Raw genomic sequence first — 17,813 nt, forward strand, 5'->3', positions numbered from 1 at the left:
AAATTCTTAGATATAAATTGAATTAATGTATCCTAAGAGGTTAGAGGGAGGGGAGCTTCTATATGTCATTTCCATTCGATTGTATTAGTGATTTTATGTTTTTTGAAACTGAATTGGGTTATGCAGATGTTATATTAATTCCTGGTGCAAGCCATCCTCAATTAATGGAAAGAGCTGCGATGTTATATCATCAGGGAATAGCTCCGTTGATCCTACCTTCAGGTGGTGCCACTCCACATGTAGAAACAACTGAATCGGAATTTTTGCGAAATGTAGGGGTAACACTAGGTGTTCCTTCTGAAGCCATACTTCAAGAAGATAAAGCGACGAATACATTTGAAAATGCACGATTCTCTTTGAAAATTTTAGAAGAAAAAAGTATTATTCCTAATAAAGTAGTATTGGTTTGTAAAAACTATCACGCGCGGAGAGCACTTCTAACCTATCAATTTATTTTTCCAAGAGAAACCATTTTTTACGTTAGTCCAGTGATTGATAAGACAGGTACCTCCAAAGATAACTGGTATCTAGATGAAGATAAAATTAGATATGTAATGAATGAACTGGAGAAAGTAGGAAAATATTTTAGGCCAGCTATCTACCAAATTGGATCGAATGGCTAACAATGCTAACGCAGAACACCAAACAGCGGTATTTGCAGGATATGATTGAGTGAAAAAAGCATCGAGCCAAGGCTCGATGCTTTTTGGGAACTAGGATTATCCTAGTTTAAGTATACAGAACCCTCAGGTAAAACAGTATCCTTATCGACCGCAATGATGCCTACTCCTCCGGGGATATAAACTGCTATTGTATCTTCGTCAATTAAATAACGGCCAGGCACATAAATATCATGGACAAGGGTGTAAATATAGCCATTCTGATACGTGTAGGTTGGTGCATCCACAGTCTCGGTTGCGGCGCTAATGACGCTCGGAACCATTAAACACGAAGTTGCAAGAAGCAAAGCCAATTTTGTTTTGAGGAATTTTTTCATTTGTACCACTCTCCCAGTCTGTAATATTTATTTTAACTTTATACAACATATGTAAACCATCTCGATAGAACTGAATCATCCTATTGCGAATTTATTATTAAAAGAGCGGATTCATTGAGGATATATGCCAAAGGATTTTGACATCGACATCAATACAAACTACGACAAGAGACATTGGGAACTATTGGTGGAATGCTTTCTCTCAAAAATTTCAATCCTCGTACGGTGATAACATTAAAACCCAACGTGAGATCGAGATTTGTTCCTTAGAGGATACAATAGCTTTGTACAAGTCGTCTGAAAATCCAAGAGAACTTAGTGAAATTTTATTTAAACACTGGCAATGCCCACAACTATTTGAGGATGCAAAGCTATTCTTGGAAAGTAATAGAACTCCGATAATCATACTGTCTAATATCGACCGAAAAGACATTCTATCGGCCATTCATCATAATGGATTATCCTTGGAGAACATACAAATCTTTATTATTGCAACCTTATTGGAATTATTTGTTGTTGGTCCTGTGGCCAAAAAATTGGCGTTATCAATACCCTATGACAAATCTAACAAGGTGTTTGTGATTCTCTTTTTAGCATTTTTTATGGTAAGTGGCATGGTTCTCTGTATGTCCTTGTATGGATTGGGAAATGCTTTTTTTTCGGATAGCTTGCATGGAGAATCATTGCTTGCGAGTTACTTTACTTTAGTGTTTAAAAATTTTATTTTCGCTTTTCCTCTTCAACTCCTCATTATGGGGCCGCTTGTTCGCTTTGCTTTTGTTAAGGTAGTTAAGAAAAGCATTGCGGTATCTTTACGCTAGATCATTAAAACGAAGCCCTTGGGGAAAGAACATCCGGGCTTTGTATGGGTTTGTTAACCACATTAATTATGAGTATAGCTTATTAGAAAAGCTATCGGCAGTTAGTTACCGGTTACCACGAATTTGACTCCCAGAAAGTGACGCCCCGTCGCGCATAACGTGGGAGATCAGTCCGCATGCGGAACTGACTGGCGTGACACTCGTAACCGATGTACATGATGGATTCGACATGGCGATAAACACCCCTCGAAGATTCTTGAAAACGGGCTGCCGATCGTGCTTTCGGGTATGAAGAGTTTCTTGAAACTGGGGAGATGCTCGCCGGCGAATAGTCAGGAGGCGTGTGAAAGTGAAAAAAGCAGCCAGTACTGGCTGCTTTTTTGCGTTACTTGCTGGATTAGTCGACAAAACCGACTAACTCGAGCGAGATCAAGGGCAACAACCTGAGGTTAGTCGACAAAACCGACTAACTCGAGCGAGATCAAGGGCAACAACCTGGAGTTAGTCGATAAAACCGACTAACTCGAGCGAGATCAAGGGCAACAGCCTGAAGTTAGTCGACAAAACCGACTAACTCGAGCGAGATCAAGGGCAACACCCTGGAGTTAGTCGATAAAACCGACTAACTCGAGTGAGAAAGAGTCTAGCCACTTACCAGGGGAACGAAAAACGGTGGCGCGTACTTTTTCGACTCAATGTACCCGTGAATACGAGTGTGGCGAAATAGAGAAACAGGGAACAGACGATGGAAGTGATCACGCACCATAATTGTGGCATACCATTGCTGACAAAATAGTGATAGGTCCAGTTTCCGCAAAGCATCATCAGTATCATAGAGATCGCAACTTTGACATACGGACGAATGCTCCAATAAAATCCGATCGAGCTTGAGATGGAAAAGAAGTTCAGCAGTGTTTGTATCACAATGCCGATACCTATACCATACGCAACGCCAATAATACCATATTGACTGCCGAACACGAAGATCGCGACGCTCTTGAATAGGGTGGCTACTACGTAGTTCCACAGGGTAGCTTTCGCACGGCCGAGCCCAAGTAGAATCGCATGAAGTGGCGCGTCGAAATAATGCAGGAAAAACATCGGCGCCAGTATTTGTAGCAGCACGCCTGCTTCCGGTGCATGATAGACAAGTGTCGTTAGTGGAGTTGCCCATACGTAGAGGATAACGGTCGCCGGTGCGCCGATCAGGAGTCCCAGGATCATCGCTTGATTCATCCGTTCATGTATGAGCAGACTGTTCTTGTTCGCTGCGGCCTCGCCAATTGCAGGAATGAGAGCGGTGGACAAGGACTGCGTGATAAAGCTTGGCATGAACAGTAACGGAAACGCATAGCCAGCCAACATCCCGAATTGCTTCGTGGCTAACGCCGTGCCGATCCCGGCCAGCGCTAGGCTGGTCGTAATGAGCAGCGGTTGGAAGGTGCTGTACAACGAATGAATAACGCCGTGCCCCGTCGTTGGCAATCCGATTTGAAGCAGCTCGCCGAGCGTGCTTCTTCCTTGTTTCAAGTGGCTTGCCCAAGTCTCGCCAGGCATCTTGGATTCGCCGTAAAGTTTGTAGCTTGCCACTAGAAATAGGAGGCTGATCGCTTCACTGACGACAGAGGCAGCCATCGCTCCGGCAGCCGCATAAGCGACGCCATAAGGGAGTAAGAGGTGGACTAACGCAAGTACGCAGGCAATTTGAACTGTATGCTCCAGTACATCGGAAGCGGCAATGGTTTTCATTTGCTGCATACCGCGGAAATATCCTTTCAAAACGGCGGAAACAGCGACAATCGGCGCGATCGGCGTAATGGCCAGCATCGCGTAATACGCGCGTTGGTCGCTAAGCAGAATGGATGCGATCCACTCCGAGCCGAATAACGATATGGTCGTGAGTGCTACGCTTAAGAAGCCCGTGACTGCGAGAGAGACATGCAGGATGCGCCTCACCTTCATCCGTTCGCCGCGAGCGTTGGCCTCTGCGACCAATTTGGAAATGGCCACCGGCAATCCAAGCTCCGTAATTGTAATGACGAGCGGGACGAGTGGATGAGCCATCATCAAGATGCCGATTCCCTCTGCGCCCAGTACACGAGCGATATACATGCCGCTGATAAAACCGAGAATACGGTTGATGAAAGCAGCGACAGACAAGACGAACGTTCCTTTCATGAACGATTGCCCATGTTGTGACATGACGTGTGTCCTCCTGGTTATCGAATACTTACATATGTATTCAATAATTGGAAAAGCATGCGAACAAGCCGATGATGATGTTTTTTTGCAGGTGATGTCGCATTGTATATTGGAATAATTGTGGGCTCTTTACGTATGCTCAACGATCGCAGGTTGCCTTCCGAAAGATAACATGTTATCATAATCCTGACGAACGTTCGGAAGGGAAGATGTTATGACAGCAACAAGGATCAAAGAAGTAGCGCGCACTCATTTTGCTAAAAATGGCTATGAAGGTGCATCGCTTGCAGATATTGCTACGGATGTTGGTATCAAAAAACAATCGATTTACACGCATTTCAAAGGTAAAGATGAACTATTTCTTGCTCTTTTTGATGAGGTGCTGGAGAAAGAATTACATTTTGTTCGTACGTATCTCAATAAAAATAAGGATCTTTCCATTGATCAACTTCTTTATGGATTTCTGATCCAATATCAAGAACGTTATGAACAGGATGATAATACGAAATTTTTCTTGCGCGTGGCTTTTTTTCCGCCGTCCCATCTCTATGATGAGATTGTTAAGCAAGGTTACTGCCATCTAGATACGATTGAAACCATGATAATGCCGCTATTTGATCAAGCTTTGCACAATGAAACTATTAGCCCTGAAGTAAGCAGCGATACGGCCACGGTTGCGTTCTCTGCGGTATTAGATGGCATGTTTGTGGAATTGCTATTTGGAGGTTCTGCTCGGTCGATGAAAAGGCTTGAATCATCCTGGTTCGTCTTTTGGCGCGGTATCAAAAAGTAAAGTAAAGCAGCAGGGGGTTACTCACATGAATCGGTATTGGATCTATATTTTCGTTGGTGTCATCTTTGAAGTGATATGGGTGACAGGTTTAAAACATTCGGATACGGCATGGACGTGGATCGCTACGATCATTGCTATGTACATTTCATTTCATCTTGTTATTAGTGCGTCTACCAAACTGCCAGTGGGAACCGTGTATGCCGTCTTTACAGGTATGGGGACAGCGGGAACGGTCATCGTGGAAATGCTATTTTTCGGAGAGCCCTTCCAGTTACTTAAAGTATTCCTAATTCTACTTCTATTATCCGGTGTGTTTGGATTGAAATTTGTGACAAGCGGTGAGAAAGGAGCTGCAGTCTAATGGGTTGGTTTTTTCTCATATTTGCTGGGGTGTTTGAAGTTGTAGGTGTCGTCGGAATGAACCAAATTAATAAAGCGAAGAATATTCGCAGCTTTGCTATTTTCATCGTAGGTATTGTTCTGAGTTTTGGATTTTTAAGCCAAGCCATGAAAAGCTTACCGATGGGTACCTCTTACGCGGTCTGGACAGGGATTGGGACGGTTGGAGGTGCAATCGTGGGGATGCTGTTCTATGGAGAATCTAAGAATTGGAAGAGAATTGTGTTCATTTCGATGGTGCTAAGTGCTGCAGTAGGATTGAAATTAATAGCGTAACTACTAGATTGATAATGTGAAAAGACCAGGCACTCTGAGAGGTGAGGCTTGGTCATTTTTGCGTTGGGCGGCTTGTTGGCGCTATTCATCTGCACGAATTCCTTCTAAATCCAGTTACTTTCAAGTAACTACGCACATTGAAGTGCCTACTTTTCTGATGAGCGTCATGGCCCTACAATGGGTCTATGGCATTCACCAGAATTGCAAATAGAGGGAGAGATTATAGATGGAACTGCAATTGGCACTAGATTTAGTGGATATTCAAGGAGCGAAAGAGATTGTAAATGAAGTGGCAGCCTATGTTGATGTTGTGGAAATTGGCACACCGGTTATCATTAATGAAGGTTTACGTGCTGTCAAAGAATTGAAAGCCGCATATCCTCATGTCAAAGTACTGGCAGATTTAAAAATTATGGATGCGGGCGGTTATGAAGTCATGAAGGCATCTGAAGCAGGAGCGGACATCATCACGGTGCTGGGGGTTTCAGATGATACGACCATCAGCGGCGCTGTCGCTGAAGCAAGAAAGCAGGGAACCAAGATTATGGTCGACATGATCAATGTGCCTGATATGGCAAAACGAGCACAAGAAATTGATGCACTAGGCGTAGATTATATTTGCGTTCATTCCGGTTACGATCACCAAGCCGCTGGGAAAAACTCGTTAGAAGACTTAGCCACAATTAAACGAGTGGTTAAACATGCTAAAACAGCTATCGCTGGAGGAATTAAGCTGCATACACTACCTGAGGTATTGGCGGCAAGACCTGACTTGGTCATTGTCGGAGGGGGAATTACGGGGCAAGAGAATCGACAAGCAGCAGCTGCGGAGATGCAACGGTTGGTGCAAGCGGCATGGTGAGTGCATGATTCCTTCTCAAACGGCAGGGTCATCAAAGGTAGCATCTGAGCTTTATCAAGCATTTCTGCAAATCAATGAAGATGAAGTTACAGGGCTTGCCGAGCGGATTATAAAAGCGAACAGGGTTTTTGTTGCGGGAGCGGGAAGATCGGGACTAATGGGACGTGCTTTTGCCATGAGACTCATGCAATTGGGGATTCCCGTTTATGTTGTTGGGGAGACGGTTACACCCGCGATAAAAGCCGGCGATCTACTCGTTATTGGCTCAGGGTCAGGGGAGACCCCCCTACTAGTCGCTTTTGCGAACAAATCCGCTTCGCTTCATGCGGAGGTTGTCTTGATTACGCTGTCTGCACACTCGACTATAGGGCGAATGGCGAATCATACGATTATGCTGACTGGAGCTCGCAAAGATCAAGTTGATGCCGATGTTTCCGTACAGCCTATGGGGAGTTTATATGAGCAAACGCTGCTTTTATTTTACGATATTGTGATCATAAGCCTCATGCAAATGCTAGAAATGGATGCGAGCAGGATGTATGAAAATCATGCAAATTTAGAATAATATCATGAGGTAGAAGGCTTCTTCCTAACTACTGTATAATGAGTATGTAGAGAGGAGGCCGCAACAGAATGGCACTTGAAGTCAAAGAACGCATTAATTTGCAGGATATTAATTGTGAGAAAGAACTTACACTGGCCGTTATCGGAGGAAAGTGGAAGTTAATCATTATGTGGCATCTGGGATTGGAAGGGACGAAGCGCTTCGGAGAGTTAAAGCGGCTCATCCCCGGCATTACACAGAAAATGTTAACGAATCAACTTCGCGAGCTGGAAGAGGACCTTCTCATTTGTCGTGAAGTATATGCGGAGAATCCTCCTAAAGTGGAATATTCCCTGACGGGGTATGGGCAAAGTCTGATGCCTTTACTGCAGATGATGTACGATTGGGGTAAAAGCTATAGAGAGAACGTCATTCAAAAAGACGATTCAGTTAAAAGGTAAAGAGAGGTCAGTTACATGACTTCTCTTTTTTTTCATTGCCCGACATTGAAACATGTCACAAATTGAAGTTGCTAATTGTCTTAGTAGTGTCAAAACAAAAGGAGGTTAAGACGGGCGGCTAGGAATTAAATGAAATGGATACCCCATATGAGCGAAGGGGAAAATATAAAATAATTTATAGCTATACAACTAGGAGGAATTAACATGAAAATTGTGGTTATCGGTGGTAGTGGGCTTATTGGGAAAAAACTTGTAAACAACCTTCGTCAGCTTGGTCACGAGGTAGTGGCAGCATCACCATCTTTAGGTGTCAACACGATCACCGGTGAAGGGTTGGCAGAAGCGCTTAGCGGTGCACAGGTTGTCGTTGACGTGTCAAACGCGCCTTCGTGGGAAGATCAGGCAGTTTTGGATTTCTTCGTTACATCAAATACGAACCTTCTTGCTGCTGAAGCAACCGCTGGCGTAAGTCACCATATTGCGTTGTCGGTTGTTGGTACTGAACGTCTTCTACAAAGTGGTTATTTCCGCGCAAAAATGGCGCAAGAAGAGCTCATTCAGAAGTCCAAAGTGCCTTATACGATCGCCCGCGCGACACAGTTCTTCGAATTCATCGGCGGCATTGCTGATGTGGCTACAGAAGGGGAAACCGTTCGTTTGCCTTCCGCCCTAATGCAACCTATCGTTTCAGATGATGTTGCAGCTGCACTCGTCGATTTCACACTGGCGGCGCCAGTGAATGGCATTGTCGATGTGGCTGGGCCCGATCAGATTCGTATGGACGAGCTCGTTCGACAATATTTTAGCGCAACGAAAGACCCACGCCAGGTTGTCACTGACGCCAAAGCGCCCTACTATGGATCCGTACAGGTGAATGATCAATCCCTCGTTCCAACTGGTAGCAATGCTCGAATTACCACGACACACTTTAAGGATTGGCTTAATCGTACAATAGTCCATGTGTAATCAACTAAAACAATAACTGTGTGAAAAGTGAAGGAGCACCGAGCACCGGGCTCCTTTTTTCATGCTTGGATTCTGTATAATTTTTCCCTTGACGAGACACAATGAATTAGAAATTATGATTAGAAAAGGTGATTAGCAGTGAATGCAGAGGAATGGAAGCAAGAGCACCAAACGATGAACGTTAGATTGGCTGTTAAAGTGAATATTACGGAAATGGGAATCAGGAAATAAAGATATTTGACACATTGGGACTATAACAGCATAAAGAAGAGGCACTTCTGTGGCTGAACATGAATTTTCAAACTTCATGATATCAGACATAGGGGTGCTTTTTTAATTTGCAAAATAACTAAATAAACGCATTGTCTGTATCAATTCAAGAAGCGGACACGATGAGGATAAGACTTCCGGCATACGCGTTAGCCTATTCAAGTAAGAGCAGGGTTTTGGAATCGTGTAGCGAATGTAAATATTTGATGTGTTTACCCGGATTTTAATTCACTGAGTATGAGGAGAGATCGATCATAGTCCAGAGAACGAAAGATATTGTTATAGGAATTGATGGTGGTGGCACTCATACGCGGGTAATGGCAGTAGACCTCGCAGGACATGTTTTATCATATGTTGAGAAAGGTGCATCTTCCATTCATAAGGATTTACATGCGAGGGAAAATGTACAAGGGGCAATTGAGGAAGCATTACAACAGGCAGGAAGAAACGTGAAACATGTACAGGCTTTGACTGCTGGTATTGCTGGTTTAGATTCCAAAGCCGATCTCGAATGGGTATGCCCGCTGACAGCAATAGAGGGATTAGATTGCCTGAAGCAACACGTCAACGATGCAGTAGTAGCTCACAGTGGAGCACTTCTTACTGAGCCGGGAATTATTGTGATTGCAGGGACAGGGTCCATTATTTATGCAGTAAATGAGGAAGGACAGCAGATTAGGAATTATGACTTGCATCATTATGCAGCAAGTGCGGCTAGATTTCTTGCTTATGAAACAACATTCGAGTTACTTTCTGGCAACATCGATGCTAGCGATCATGATTTGGTCAGTGACATCCTAATGTTTTGGGAACTGTCCACTGTCAAAGAGTTGTCTCAACTCGCGCTGCAGGGGTTTGTTGATGATCAGAGAGAACGTAATAGAAAGTTTGCTCAACTTGCACCCTTAATTACCAAAGCCGCTGTTCAAAGTAGTAATTTGGCTAAATTTGTTTGCGACCGAGCAGTCCATCAGATAATGGTAGGAGTAGAAATGCTCGCATCCTACTTCACTAATGCAGAAGTTAATGTTTTTTTAATAGGCAGTGTTGTTAACAGTGACTATTTACAATTAAGGCTTGCTTCCCAAATGAGTAATGGTAATAACAAGAAGTATAGGCTTACTAAACCCGCATTTTCTCCAGTAGCTGGCGCAGTATTGTTAGCATTAAAGCAATTAAATATACCGATAGAACAAGATCTTTCACATAATCTCAGTCAACATCCTCGTTCTCTGAATTAACCAAACAATTTCGTTCAACAAGCGGGAAACTATAGTTGAGGAGCTTGCAGTTCATAACTGCAGCTCCTCTTTTTTTGGAATAGAACGGGGTTATCGAATAGCACCGCCATTGTACCGTAATTCATATACTTTTTGGCCCTTTTGCTTTTTCTTGCAAATTATCGGATATTGAATATAAATTGAATCTGGCTAGTAAAGTATAATTAGATGTTAATTACTGGATAGGATTATATGTCTAATAGGAAGGCGATTTATAAGTTTCTTCACTATTGAGGGGGAGATTCATCCATGACTGACTATACGGAACTTAACCGGGCGCATTGGAACGCCCGCACCGCCGTTAATGCCGGGAGCACGGCCAGATACGATATCGCGGGGTTCAAGGCAGGGAAATCCACCCTTGGCCCGATTGAACACGAGGAACTGCGCGATGTGGCGGGAAAGTCGATGCTGCACCTCCAATGTCACTTTGGTTTGGATACGCTCTCCTGGGCTCGTCTCGGTGCGCACGTTACCGGGGTAGATTTTTCCGATGATGCGATTGCGCTCGCCGAGCGTTTGAGCCAGGAAACAGGACTAGACGCGCGTTTTCTCTGCACGGACATTTACAAGTTGCCCCAGGTTCTGGATGATACGTTCGATATTATCTTTACGTCAGGCGGTGTCTTGTGTTGGCTCTCCGATCTTGGTCAGTGGGCGAAAATCATCGCGCATTTCCTCAAACCAGGCGGCGTCTTGTACCTACAGGATGAGCATCCGTTTCTCAATGTCTTTGATGATACTGCCGATGTGACGGATTTGCACACACGTTACCCTTACTTTCACATGGAGCAACCAATTCGGATCGAGGGTCTCCTGCCATATTCTGATCCAGCGGCCAATCAGCGGAGCGTCGAGTATGCCTGGAGTTATAGTTTCAGCGATATCCTGAACGCCTTGATTGCTGCTGGCCTGCGTTTGGACTATCTCCATGAGTTCTCCCACGGGGGCAACCGACGTTTTCCGTTCATGTCGCAGGGCGAGGACGGACGGTGGCGATGGAATGACTCAGCAAACGAGATTCCACTCACGTTCTCGCTGCAGGCGACTAAGGAATGACGAGGGTTTCAAAGAGCCTTCTCTATATAAAATACCCAAAAGCCAACTACCTGTCAGTTGGCTTTTTTGGCATTTAACATTACCTAAACTTAGTTAACTGGATTTCTATCTATTAAACTCTGGTGATCGTAGGTAATATTTGGTAACATAAATCTTGAAAAAGGAGTCTGAAAGCGCAGACATCTGTTTGAGGAGGAAATGAGCATGATTCAAGCAATCCGGAGTTCATTGGAATGGAAGCTCATTTTAATTATCTTTGCCACTATCTTTATAACGGTAACCGGGGTCAGCACATTCAGCTTCATTAAAAGCTCTGAGGCGATCGATAATGATGTGGTGCGTTTCAGTAACCAGATTCTGAAGCAAGCGAACCTGAACTTGAGTCGATATATCAGGGATAATGAACAGTTCTTTCGCACAATTAGCGGAAGTAGGGAGTTTCAGGACTGGTTAAAGACGGGACCTAACGATCCATATGGCCTCTATGATAGCTATCAAAAGATAGAAAAAACATGGATTACACCCTTCTCCACCTATCATCCAGAGACCTTGTCTATCAAGTTGTATAACGAGAGTGGGAACGAGAGCACATATCGCAACGAATACATGTGGGAATCGATTCTGGCACCTTATTATTCGATGAAAAATGAGTCATGGCTGGGTAGTATGAATCTGACAGGGAAGTTTTCACGTTATTATGGTATGGATGATAAGTACACCGACAAAGCGGGGAGGCCGAAGAGCATCCCTATTTTAACTTATGCGCAAAAGTTTCGTTTTGCCGAACAAAATGGTTACTTGGCCATCGATATTTCCCTTCTGGCTACGCAAGAAATACTAAATGAAATCCAGCTTGGCGAGCACGGGCTTGGCATGATTGTTGATCAATCTGGAACGATTGTGTCCTATCCCGACCCAGAACAAATCAATACAAAGCTGGATCCGGGTATTTTTACGAATATCAGTTCCAACCTCTCTGGTTCCTATTACAGCGCGAAATCGAAACAAATGATCGTTTATCAAACGATCACAGGTACCGATTGGAAAGTTATCGTTATCGTACCTTACGGAGATTTGGCTAAAAGTATATCTAATATTCGTCATTTGACGATAACGCTTACAATTGCGGGGCTTTTGATAGCTTCAATTCTTGCCTATTTAACCTCTCATTCCATAACTCGAAGACTTAAACAACTGCGTAGGACGATCAAAATGACGAAATTGGATCAATTCGATGTCCGTGCTCAGGTGAGCGGGATCGATGAAGTGGCCGAGCTTGCATCCGCCTATAATTTACTTCTAGATCGAATAGAAAACGCCATTATTCAGCTCGCTGAGACCCGTCTTGTCCAGCAGCATGCGGTATTGTCTGCCCTACAATCACAAATTAATTCCCATTTTTTATATAACGCACTGGAATCAATCAATTCTATGGCTCATTTGGCCGAACAACCCGATATTCAACAGACGACGATTGCTTTGTCTAACATGCTGCGGTACACATCCAATTATCAGCAAACCATTGTTACCGTAAAGGATGAGTTTGACCACTTAAAAAATTACTTTTTTATCATTCGTATTCTGTACGGTGACAATATATCGTTAAGTCTTGAACAAGATAGTTCCGTAGAGGACGCGCAATGTCTTAAAGCCATTATCCAACCATTCGTTGAAAACAGTGTGAAACATGCTTATGAAGTGACAGGGGATCGTTTGCTGATTAGAATTTCGACAACGCGTTGGAAGGATCGATATGTCCAAATCGTCATTGAGGATAACGGGATCGGATTTACCGAGGAAAGGCTGAATACGATTCAACAGGCGTTGAGCATGGGGGAAAAGGAGCAAGACTACATGCGCTTTTCCCGAATTGGGGTATTGAATGTTCACTATCGGTTGAAAATGTTTTATACGGAGCCGGAAACAGGCGTTTCTGTCGAGCCATTATTGCCAGAAGGCGGGACGCGTATTATCATTCGTTTTCCTTATCGATCCTTAGAGGGGGGTATAACATGATTCGCGTGCTTATTGTAGATGATTCCATGTTAATCTGCAGCAGTCTGTCTAAATTTGTATCGGGGCATACCGATACAACGGTGGTTTCGGGAACCGCTTCAAACGGTGTTAAAGCATTGGAATGGCTAGAGGAAAATTATGCAGATTTGTGTATCACGGACATCCGGATGCCGGCTATGGATGGATTAGAATTGATTGAACATATCAATCGGCTCTATCCGTGGATGAAATGTATGGTCGTTTCTAGTTATGACGATTTTCAATATGCGCAACGCAGCATCAAGCTCTTTGCGCTGGACTATATTTTAAAACCGATTGATCCACGAGCCTTTAATGAGTCCTTGAGCTCGGCGACGGATCGCATTATACAGGAACGAAACCACGAGGCTGCCCAATTGATATTGCGCAAGCTGCCGATGAACCGAATGTGGATGGAACGATGGATCGAGCATATCCAAACGCTGCGGAGTGATAGGATGCCGCTGCTCATTGTCGAAACGCTTGAGTTACTAGAAGGATGGGTGGCAGGCAACTACTATTTATTACATGTGCTTTCCAATCTATGGCTGCAAACGGTCATTGAAGAGATGGCGAAGGATAAGATTCGACTGGAGTTGGATGAGGGGAAAGATTTGGGGCTTGGGGAGAACCTGCTGCACTTTCATGCTATTCGCAGTTATTTTCGCTTATGCGCAGTTCGAAGGCTGGAGGAAGGCTCCAATAGCTTAATGTCAGCCATGCGCGGCATCCGTGACAATCAGTCGAGTAAGGTTGTGGACATGGTGAAACAATATATTCGGGGCCATTACGGTGAAAAAATCAATTTGCAGGATTTGGCTGACTTCGTTTCGCACAATAAAACGTATATGTGCACCTTATTCAAGCAGGAAACGGACATGACTGTTTGGCAATTTATCGTGGTAGAACGGATGAATCATGCGCGTGACTTCTTGCTAAACTCCCAATTAAAAGTGTACGAAATCGCAAATCGTATCGGCTACGAAGACGTCGACTATTTCACGAAATTATTCAAAAAACATTTCGGTTTGAATCCGTTGGATTACAAAAAGCGAATGGAATCATAATTCATAAGTACCCCACACACCGAAAGGTGTGTCTTTTTTTGCCCAATCTCCCGAATATCGTCAGGTATAAACGAACGCTTATCCGGTATGAGGTAAGTTGCAAGTCCCTTATAATAAATTCATACAGATAGAGAAAGGAATGGAATGGATTGAACAATAAGTTGCTATCAACAAAACATGAGGCATTACTTGCAGGAGCGTCTGAAGGCTCCACAGGTGTTGTTAAGTCGTCGCTTTTCCGATATCTAAGGAGAAATCATCCGTTGTACTTGATGCTGCTGCCGGGAATTTTGTATTTTGTTATCTTTAAATACATTCCATTGCTAGGAAGTGTCATTGCGTTCCAAGATTACAATATTTACAAAGGATTCCTTAAGAGTGATTGGGTCGGATTTCAATGGTTCGAGCAGTTAGTTACGTATCCACAATTCAAGCGATTAATCGCTAATACGATCATCTTAAGTTTTTACCAAATTATCTTTGCGTTTCCTGCTCCAATTATACTCGCTTGTTTGTTGAATGAACTGAGACATTTCGCGTTTAAACGCTTGGTGCAAACGTTGCTTTACTTGCCTCACTTTCTATCCTGGACGATTGTATACGGCTTAGTTTATATGATGTTCTCTAGCCAGACAGGTTTCGTTAACATGGTGTTGGTATGGATCGGATATGAGCCAATCAGTTTCTTGCAGATGCCGGAATACTTCCGCACGTTGCTAATCAGTTCTGGCATCTGGAAGGAGATGGGGTGGAGTACCATCATCTTCTTGGCAGCCTTGGCGGGGATAAGCCCTTCCTATTATGAGGCAGCGAGAATTGATGGGGCAGGACGATGGAAGCAATTCGTGCATGTCACATTCCCAGGACTTCTACCTGCTATTGTTATTCTACTGCTGCTCAAAATTGGCCACGTACTGGATGTTGGCTTCGAGCAAGTGTATTTATTCTTAAACCCAACTACGCTTAAGGTAGGTGAAGTGTTGGATACTTATGCCTATCGGCAAGGTATCTTAGGGGGGCAGTATAGCGTCACAACCGCGATAGGGCTGTTTAAATCTGTCATCGGCTTCACGCTTTTAATTACGGCAAATCGAATCAGTAAAAAAGTTTCTGGGGAAGGGTTATTCTAGGTGGTCGTATATGAAAATTAGAAAATCATTCGGTGAAAAGGTTTTCGATGTCTCTAACGTCAGTTTTCTCATCCTGATTACAGTTGCAGCCATGCTTCCCATCCTTTACGTTATCGCAGGCTCGTTCAGTTCCTCGAATGCTCTTATTCATAATAGGGTCATCTTATGGCCGGTAGAAGCGACCCTTGATAATTTCAAATTAGTCGCGAATAATAGCACTTTCTGGAAGGCAGGTTGGATGACAGTCCAAATCGTAGTGATAGGTACCACGGTCAATATGGTACTAACAATGATTACCGCTTATCCGTTGTCCAAGATGGATTTAAAAGGAAGAAAGTTTTTTATGCTGTTAATCATTTTTACGATGATTTTTAGCGCGCCAATCATACCATCGTATTTGCTTGTGAAAAATTTATTTCTGTTAAATTCCATATGGGCTCTCATCCTGCCGGGTGCCATTAGTGCCTTTAATATGATTCTATGTATGACGTTTTTTCGTACGGTACCCGATGATTTATTCGATGCAGCTCGTGTGGATGGCATGAGCGAATACGGCATGGTATGGCGTATCGTCGTCCCCTTGTCCATGCCGATTGTCATGACACTCCTTTTGTTTTATGCAGTGGGCCATTGGAATAATTATTTTGGACCGCTCTTGTTCATTAATGACCGCAACAAACAAACGCTGCAAATGTACCTATACTCGCTGATTGCCAATGGAGATTCGGACTCGACGGCAGGTGCTGCTGCAGAAGGCGGCATCAAGCTCTCTCCGGTCGCCATTCAAATGGCCACGATTGTATTAGCCACCGTGCCCGTTGTACTGATTTATCCTTTTTTACAGAAGCATTTTGTTAAAGGAGCGTTGCTTGGTTCTGTCAAAGAATAACTGAATATTCAGGCATATGCCTTTATAGATCATGAAGAAAACCTAGGGAGGGTAAGAATATGAGTTTCAAAAAGAAATGGGGGAGTACGGTTTGCTTAACAATGTCAACAATCGTGCTTCTCACAGCATGTTCTTCGGGTAATGAGGGAAGCAGTTCTAGCACAACACCGAGTCAAACAAGTACGCAAACAAGCGTTTCGCAAGCGCCTGCCACACCAGCAGCAGCACCGGTCAAAATCCGCGTGTTCGCAAGTGATGTTAACCAACCGATTCCAGGTGGGAAGACGATGGATGACCCAACGATGAAATACCTGGCTCAAAAATCGAATACGGATCTGGATTGGGTATTCCTACCGCATGGGCAGTATGGGGAGCAGGTTAGAATTAAATTTGCCAGCGGTGATATTCCCGATGTCGTCGGAGGTTGGGGTATTAATTATGAACTATTGCAAAATGAACAGATTATCCCATTAAACGATTATATTGATAAATACGGGCCTAATTTGAAAAAAATGATATCGCAAGCCGCTTGGGACGAAGTCACAACGAATGGTAAAATCATGGCGATTCCAGAAGGACAGCTAGGAAATAATGTTCTATATGTGCGTAAAGACTGGATGGATAAGGTTGGTATTGCCAACCCGCCCCAAACGCCTGATGAATTGTTGACGATGCTGCGGGCATTCCGTGATAAGGATCCGAATGGCAACGGCAAAAAAGATGAGATGGCGATCTCGGGTCGTGAAAAGTTCAGTTGGGTTGACAATGTGATGACCATGTACGGTGTGGATGCTTTTAACCGTGTATTAGTTAATGGCGAGGTAGTTCCATCGGTTATTAGTCCTAATATGAAGCAAGCGCTTGGATTTTTCCGGACATTAGTTGAAGAAAAGCTGATTGACAGCGAGTTTCTGACAAACAAACGGAATGTCTGGGAGCAGAAGATCCAGAATAACTTGGTTGGTGCTTGGGTGCACACACCTTCGCTTGCTTGGGATTGGCAGGACAAATTGAACAAGTCTCTTCCGGGTATTGGAGCGAATGTGATTGCCATTAAAACGCCAAAAGCGCCTGGCGTAGAAAGTTCAGGCACTTCGGTTCGTGCATCGAATAAGTCGTTCATGGTCACCAAAGCCGCGAAAGATCCAGCTGCGATCATCAAAATGTTTGATTGGCTTGTTAGTCAGGAAGGTCAAGAGTATGTTAATTTTGGGATACCAAACGTAACGTACAAGAAGGATGGCGGCAAAATTACCTATGATCTCAAAAAGGATACAGATGACAAAACGGCACTTTGGCGTCCAAGTACCTTCAATCTGGTCGCCTACAACAGAGACTTCCTGGAAATTCAATTGGGCAGCAAGGAAGCAGCCGACAAAGTGGATTCGGCTTATAAAGTCGCCGCTTCAGAAGGAATGAAGAGTATTGTGGCGGGTCTCCCTCCTACAAAATTACCCGCAAAGCCTGAGTTGGAATTCAGTGGTACGCTTTTCCAAGAAGCAGCCGCTCAGATCATGCTTGGCAAACAACCGCTCGATTACTTTGATACGTATGTGAAGCAATGGAGAGCACAAGCCGGTACTGAAAGGATCAAATATGAAACGGACTGGTATAACAGCAATAAGAAGAAATAATTTCTGAAAAGTTGTGATCATATAAGCTAAGGAGAGGACGGAAGAAAGGGCAGTATGGCGTGCCCTAGCTCATCCGTCTTTTCTGTATCTCTAGCCTATGGCTGAATAATCAATGAGAGAGATGGTGGT

At 43.8% G+C, this 17,813-nt stretch carries 19 protein-coding genes; 16 read left to right on the forward strand and 3 right to left on the reverse strand.

The features are described 5' to 3' along the window. The first annotated feature begins 62 nt into the window (after positions 1-62). Positions 63-623 carry a YdcF family protein gene (locus L6I86_RS17840; RefSeq protein ID WP_236289203.1) on the forward strand — a complete coding sequence of 187 codons (561 nt, stop codon included), beginning with the start codon at positions 63-65 and terminating at the stop codon, positions 621-623. A 101-nt stretch (positions 624-724) separates the two neighbouring features. On the opposite strand, the gene L6I86_RS17845 is transcribed toward L6I86_RS17840, so the two are convergent. Then, entirely contained in the window at positions 725-997 is a 273-nt protein-coding gene (locus tag L6I86_RS17845; RefSeq protein WP_236289205.1) for a hypothetical protein, read from the reverse strand. Between the two features lie 137 nt (positions 998-1,134). Here L6I86_RS17845 and L6I86_RS17850 point away from each other — a divergent pair, with 137 nt between their 5' ends. Then, positions 1,135-1,818 carry a DUF2798 domain-containing protein gene (locus L6I86_RS17850; RefSeq protein ID WP_236289207.1) on the forward strand — a complete coding sequence of 228 codons (684 nt, stop codon included), beginning with the start codon at positions 1,135-1,137 and terminating at the stop codon, positions 1,816-1,818. A 105-nt stretch (positions 1,819-1,923) separates the two neighbouring features. Here L6I86_RS17850 and L6I86_RS35685 read toward each other — a convergent pair whose 3' ends face one another. Together L6I86_RS35685 and spoVB are read right to left on the reverse strand one after the other, a co-directional pair. Continuing rightward, the gene (locus L6I86_RS35685) at positions 1,924-2,049 is read right to left on the reverse strand and encodes a hypothetical protein (protein ID WP_276574874.1); all 126 of its coding nucleotides are present in this window, start codon (positions 2,047-2,049) and stop codon (positions 1,924-1,926) included. A 420-nt stretch (positions 2,050-2,469) separates the two neighbouring features. Beyond that, positions 2,470-4,020, reverse strand: a complete 1,551-nt coding sequence (gene spoVB / locus L6I86_RS17855; protein ID WP_236289209.1) for a stage V sporulation protein B — start codon at positions 4,018-4,020, stop codon at positions 2,470-2,472. A 214-nt stretch (positions 4,021-4,234) separates the two neighbouring features. Here spoVB and L6I86_RS17860 point away from each other — a divergent pair, with 214 nt between their 5' ends. The 14 genes from L6I86_RS17860 to L6I86_RS17925 all read left to right on the forward strand — a co-directional run bounded on the left by L6I86_RS17860 (position 4,235) and on the right by L6I86_RS17925 (position 17,684). Next, positions 4,235-4,813 carry a TetR/AcrR family transcriptional regulator gene (locus tag L6I86_RS17860; protein ID WP_236289210.1) on the forward strand — a complete coding sequence of 193 codons (579 nt, stop codon included), beginning with the start codon at positions 4,235-4,237 and terminating at the stop codon, positions 4,811-4,813. A gap of 25 nt (positions 4,814-4,838) precedes the next feature. Continuing rightward, positions 4,839-5,174, forward strand: a complete 336-nt coding sequence (locus L6I86_RS17865) for a DMT family transporter (RefSeq protein WP_236289212.1) — start codon at positions 4,839-4,841, stop codon at positions 5,172-5,174. Next, positions 5,174-5,488, forward strand: a complete 315-nt coding sequence (locus L6I86_RS17870) for a DMT family transporter (protein WP_236289214.1) — start codon at positions 5,174-5,176, stop codon at positions 5,486-5,488. Before L6I86_RS17865 ends, L6I86_RS17870 begins: the two co-directional genes overlap by 1 nt. 226 nt (positions 5,489-5,714) lie before the next feature. Then, positions 5,715-6,350, forward strand: a complete 636-nt coding sequence (gene hxlA / locus L6I86_RS17875) for a 3-hexulose-6-phosphate synthase (RefSeq protein WP_236289216.1) — start codon at positions 5,715-5,717, stop codon at positions 6,348-6,350. A gap of 4 nt (positions 6,351-6,354) precedes the next feature. Further along, positions 6,355-6,915 carry a 6-phospho-3-hexuloisomerase gene (gene hxlB / locus L6I86_RS17880; RefSeq protein WP_236289219.1) on the forward strand — a complete coding sequence of 187 codons (561 nt, stop codon included), beginning with the start codon at positions 6,355-6,357 and terminating at the stop codon, positions 6,913-6,915. Positions 6,916-6,983: 68 nt separating this feature from the next. Continuing rightward, complete coding sequence (locus L6I86_RS17885) at positions 6,984-7,355, forward strand: winged helix-turn-helix transcriptional regulator (RefSeq protein ID WP_236289221.1); 372 nt, start codon at positions 6,984-6,986, stop codon at positions 7,353-7,355. A 204-nt stretch (positions 7,356-7,559) separates the two neighbouring features. Further along, entirely contained in the window at positions 7,560-8,321 is a 762-nt protein-coding gene (locus tag L6I86_RS17890) for an SDR family oxidoreductase (RefSeq protein ID WP_236289222.1), read from the forward strand. A 557-nt stretch (positions 8,322-8,878) separates the two neighbouring features. Then, positions 8,879-9,832, forward strand: a complete 954-nt coding sequence (locus tag L6I86_RS17895; protein ID WP_276574877.1) for a BadF/BadG/BcrA/BcrD ATPase family protein — start codon at positions 8,879-8,881, stop codon at positions 9,830-9,832. A gap of 288 nt (positions 9,833-10,120) precedes the next feature. After that, on the forward strand, positions 10,121-10,930 hold the full coding sequence (locus L6I86_RS17900) for a class I SAM-dependent methyltransferase (protein WP_236289226.1): 810 nt from the start codon (positions 10,121-10,123) through the stop codon (positions 10,928-10,930). A 204-nt stretch (positions 10,931-11,134) separates the two neighbouring features. Then, entirely contained in the window at positions 11,135-12,946 is a 1,812-nt protein-coding gene (locus L6I86_RS17905) for a sensor histidine kinase (RefSeq protein WP_236289228.1), read from the forward strand. Then, positions 12,943-14,031 (forward strand): response regulator, encoded by a 1,089-nt coding sequence (locus L6I86_RS17910; RefSeq protein ID WP_236289230.1) that lies wholly within the window; start codon positions 12,943-12,945, stop codon positions 14,029-14,031. The genes L6I86_RS17905 and L6I86_RS17910 overlap by 4 nt, the downstream gene beginning before the upstream one ends. Positions 14,032-14,192: 161 nt before the next feature. Then, positions 14,193-15,161 carry an ABC transporter permease gene (locus L6I86_RS17915; protein WP_236289233.1) on the forward strand — a complete coding sequence of 323 codons (969 nt, stop codon included), beginning with the start codon at positions 14,193-14,195 and terminating at the stop codon, positions 15,159-15,161. Between the two features lie 10 nt (positions 15,162-15,171). Next, entirely contained in the window at positions 15,172-16,050 is an 879-nt protein-coding gene (locus L6I86_RS17920; RefSeq protein WP_236289235.1) for a carbohydrate ABC transporter permease, read from the forward strand. A gap of 59 nt (positions 16,051-16,109) precedes the next feature. Further along, positions 16,110-17,684 (forward strand): extracellular solute-binding protein, encoded by a 1,575-nt coding sequence (locus L6I86_RS17925; RefSeq protein ID WP_236289237.1) that lies wholly within the window; start codon positions 16,110-16,112, stop codon positions 17,682-17,684. Positions 17,685-17,813: the final 129 nt, after the last annotated feature.

The organism is Paenibacillus allorhizoplanae, from assembly GCF_927798215.1.
GTDB lineage: Bacteria > Bacillota > Bacilli > Paenibacillales > NBRC-103111 > Paenibacillus_E > Paenibacillus_E allorhizoplanae.

Excerpts from the sequence above, each read along its gene's own strand:
- L6I86_RS17840 (WP_236289203.1), top strand. The coding sequence starts at position 63 with ATGTCATTTCCATTCGATTGTATTAGTGATTTTATGTTTTTTGAAACT.
- L6I86_RS17845 (WP_236289205.1), bottom strand. The coding sequence starts at position 997 with ATGAAAAAATTCCTCAAAACAAAATTGGCTTTGCTTCTTGCAACTTCG.
- L6I86_RS35685 (WP_276574874.1), bottom strand. The coding sequence starts at position 2,049 with ATGTCGAATCCATCATGTACATCGGTTACGAGTGTCACGCCAGTCAGT.
- spoVB (WP_236289209.1), bottom strand. The coding sequence starts at position 4,020 with ATGTCACAACATGGGCAATCGTTCATGAAAGGAACGTTCGTCTTGTCT.
- L6I86_RS17860 (WP_236289210.1), top strand. The coding sequence starts at position 4,235 with ATGACAGCAACAAGGATCAAAGAAGTAGCGCGCACTCATTTTGCTAAA.
- L6I86_RS17865 (WP_236289212.1), top strand. The coding sequence starts at position 4,839 with ATGAATCGGTATTGGATCTATATTTTCGTTGGTGTCATCTTTGAAGTG.
- L6I86_RS17870 (WP_236289214.1), top strand. The coding sequence starts at position 5,174 with ATGGGTTGGTTTTTTCTCATATTTGCTGGGGTGTTTGAAGTTGTAGGT.
- hxlA (WP_236289216.1), top strand. The coding sequence starts at position 5,715 with ATGGAACTGCAATTGGCACTAGATTTAGTGGATATTCAAGGAGCGAAA.
- hxlB (WP_236289219.1), top strand. The coding sequence starts at position 6,355 with ATGATTCCTTCTCAAACGGCAGGGTCATCAAAGGTAGCATCTGAGCTT.
- L6I86_RS17885 (WP_236289221.1), top strand. The coding sequence starts at position 6,984 with ATGGCACTTGAAGTCAAAGAACGCATTAATTTGCAGGATATTAATTGT.
- L6I86_RS17890 (WP_236289222.1), top strand. The coding sequence starts at position 7,560 with ATGAAAATTGTGGTTATCGGTGGTAGTGGGCTTATTGGGAAAAAACTT.
- L6I86_RS17900 (WP_236289226.1), top strand. The coding sequence starts at position 10,121 with ATGACTGACTATACGGAACTTAACCGGGCGCATTGGAACGCCCGCACC.
- L6I86_RS17905 (WP_236289228.1), top strand. The coding sequence starts at position 11,135 with ATGATTCAAGCAATCCGGAGTTCATTGGAATGGAAGCTCATTTTAATT.
- L6I86_RS17910 (WP_236289230.1), top strand. The coding sequence starts at position 12,943 with ATGATTCGCGTGCTTATTGTAGATGATTCCATGTTAATCTGCAGCAGT.
- L6I86_RS17920 (WP_236289235.1), top strand. The coding sequence starts at position 15,172 with ATGAAAATTAGAAAATCATTCGGTGAAAAGGTTTTCGATGTCTCTAAC.
- L6I86_RS17925 (WP_236289237.1), top strand. The coding sequence starts at position 16,110 with ATGAGTTTCAAAAAGAAATGGGGGAGTACGGTTTGCTTAACAATGTCA.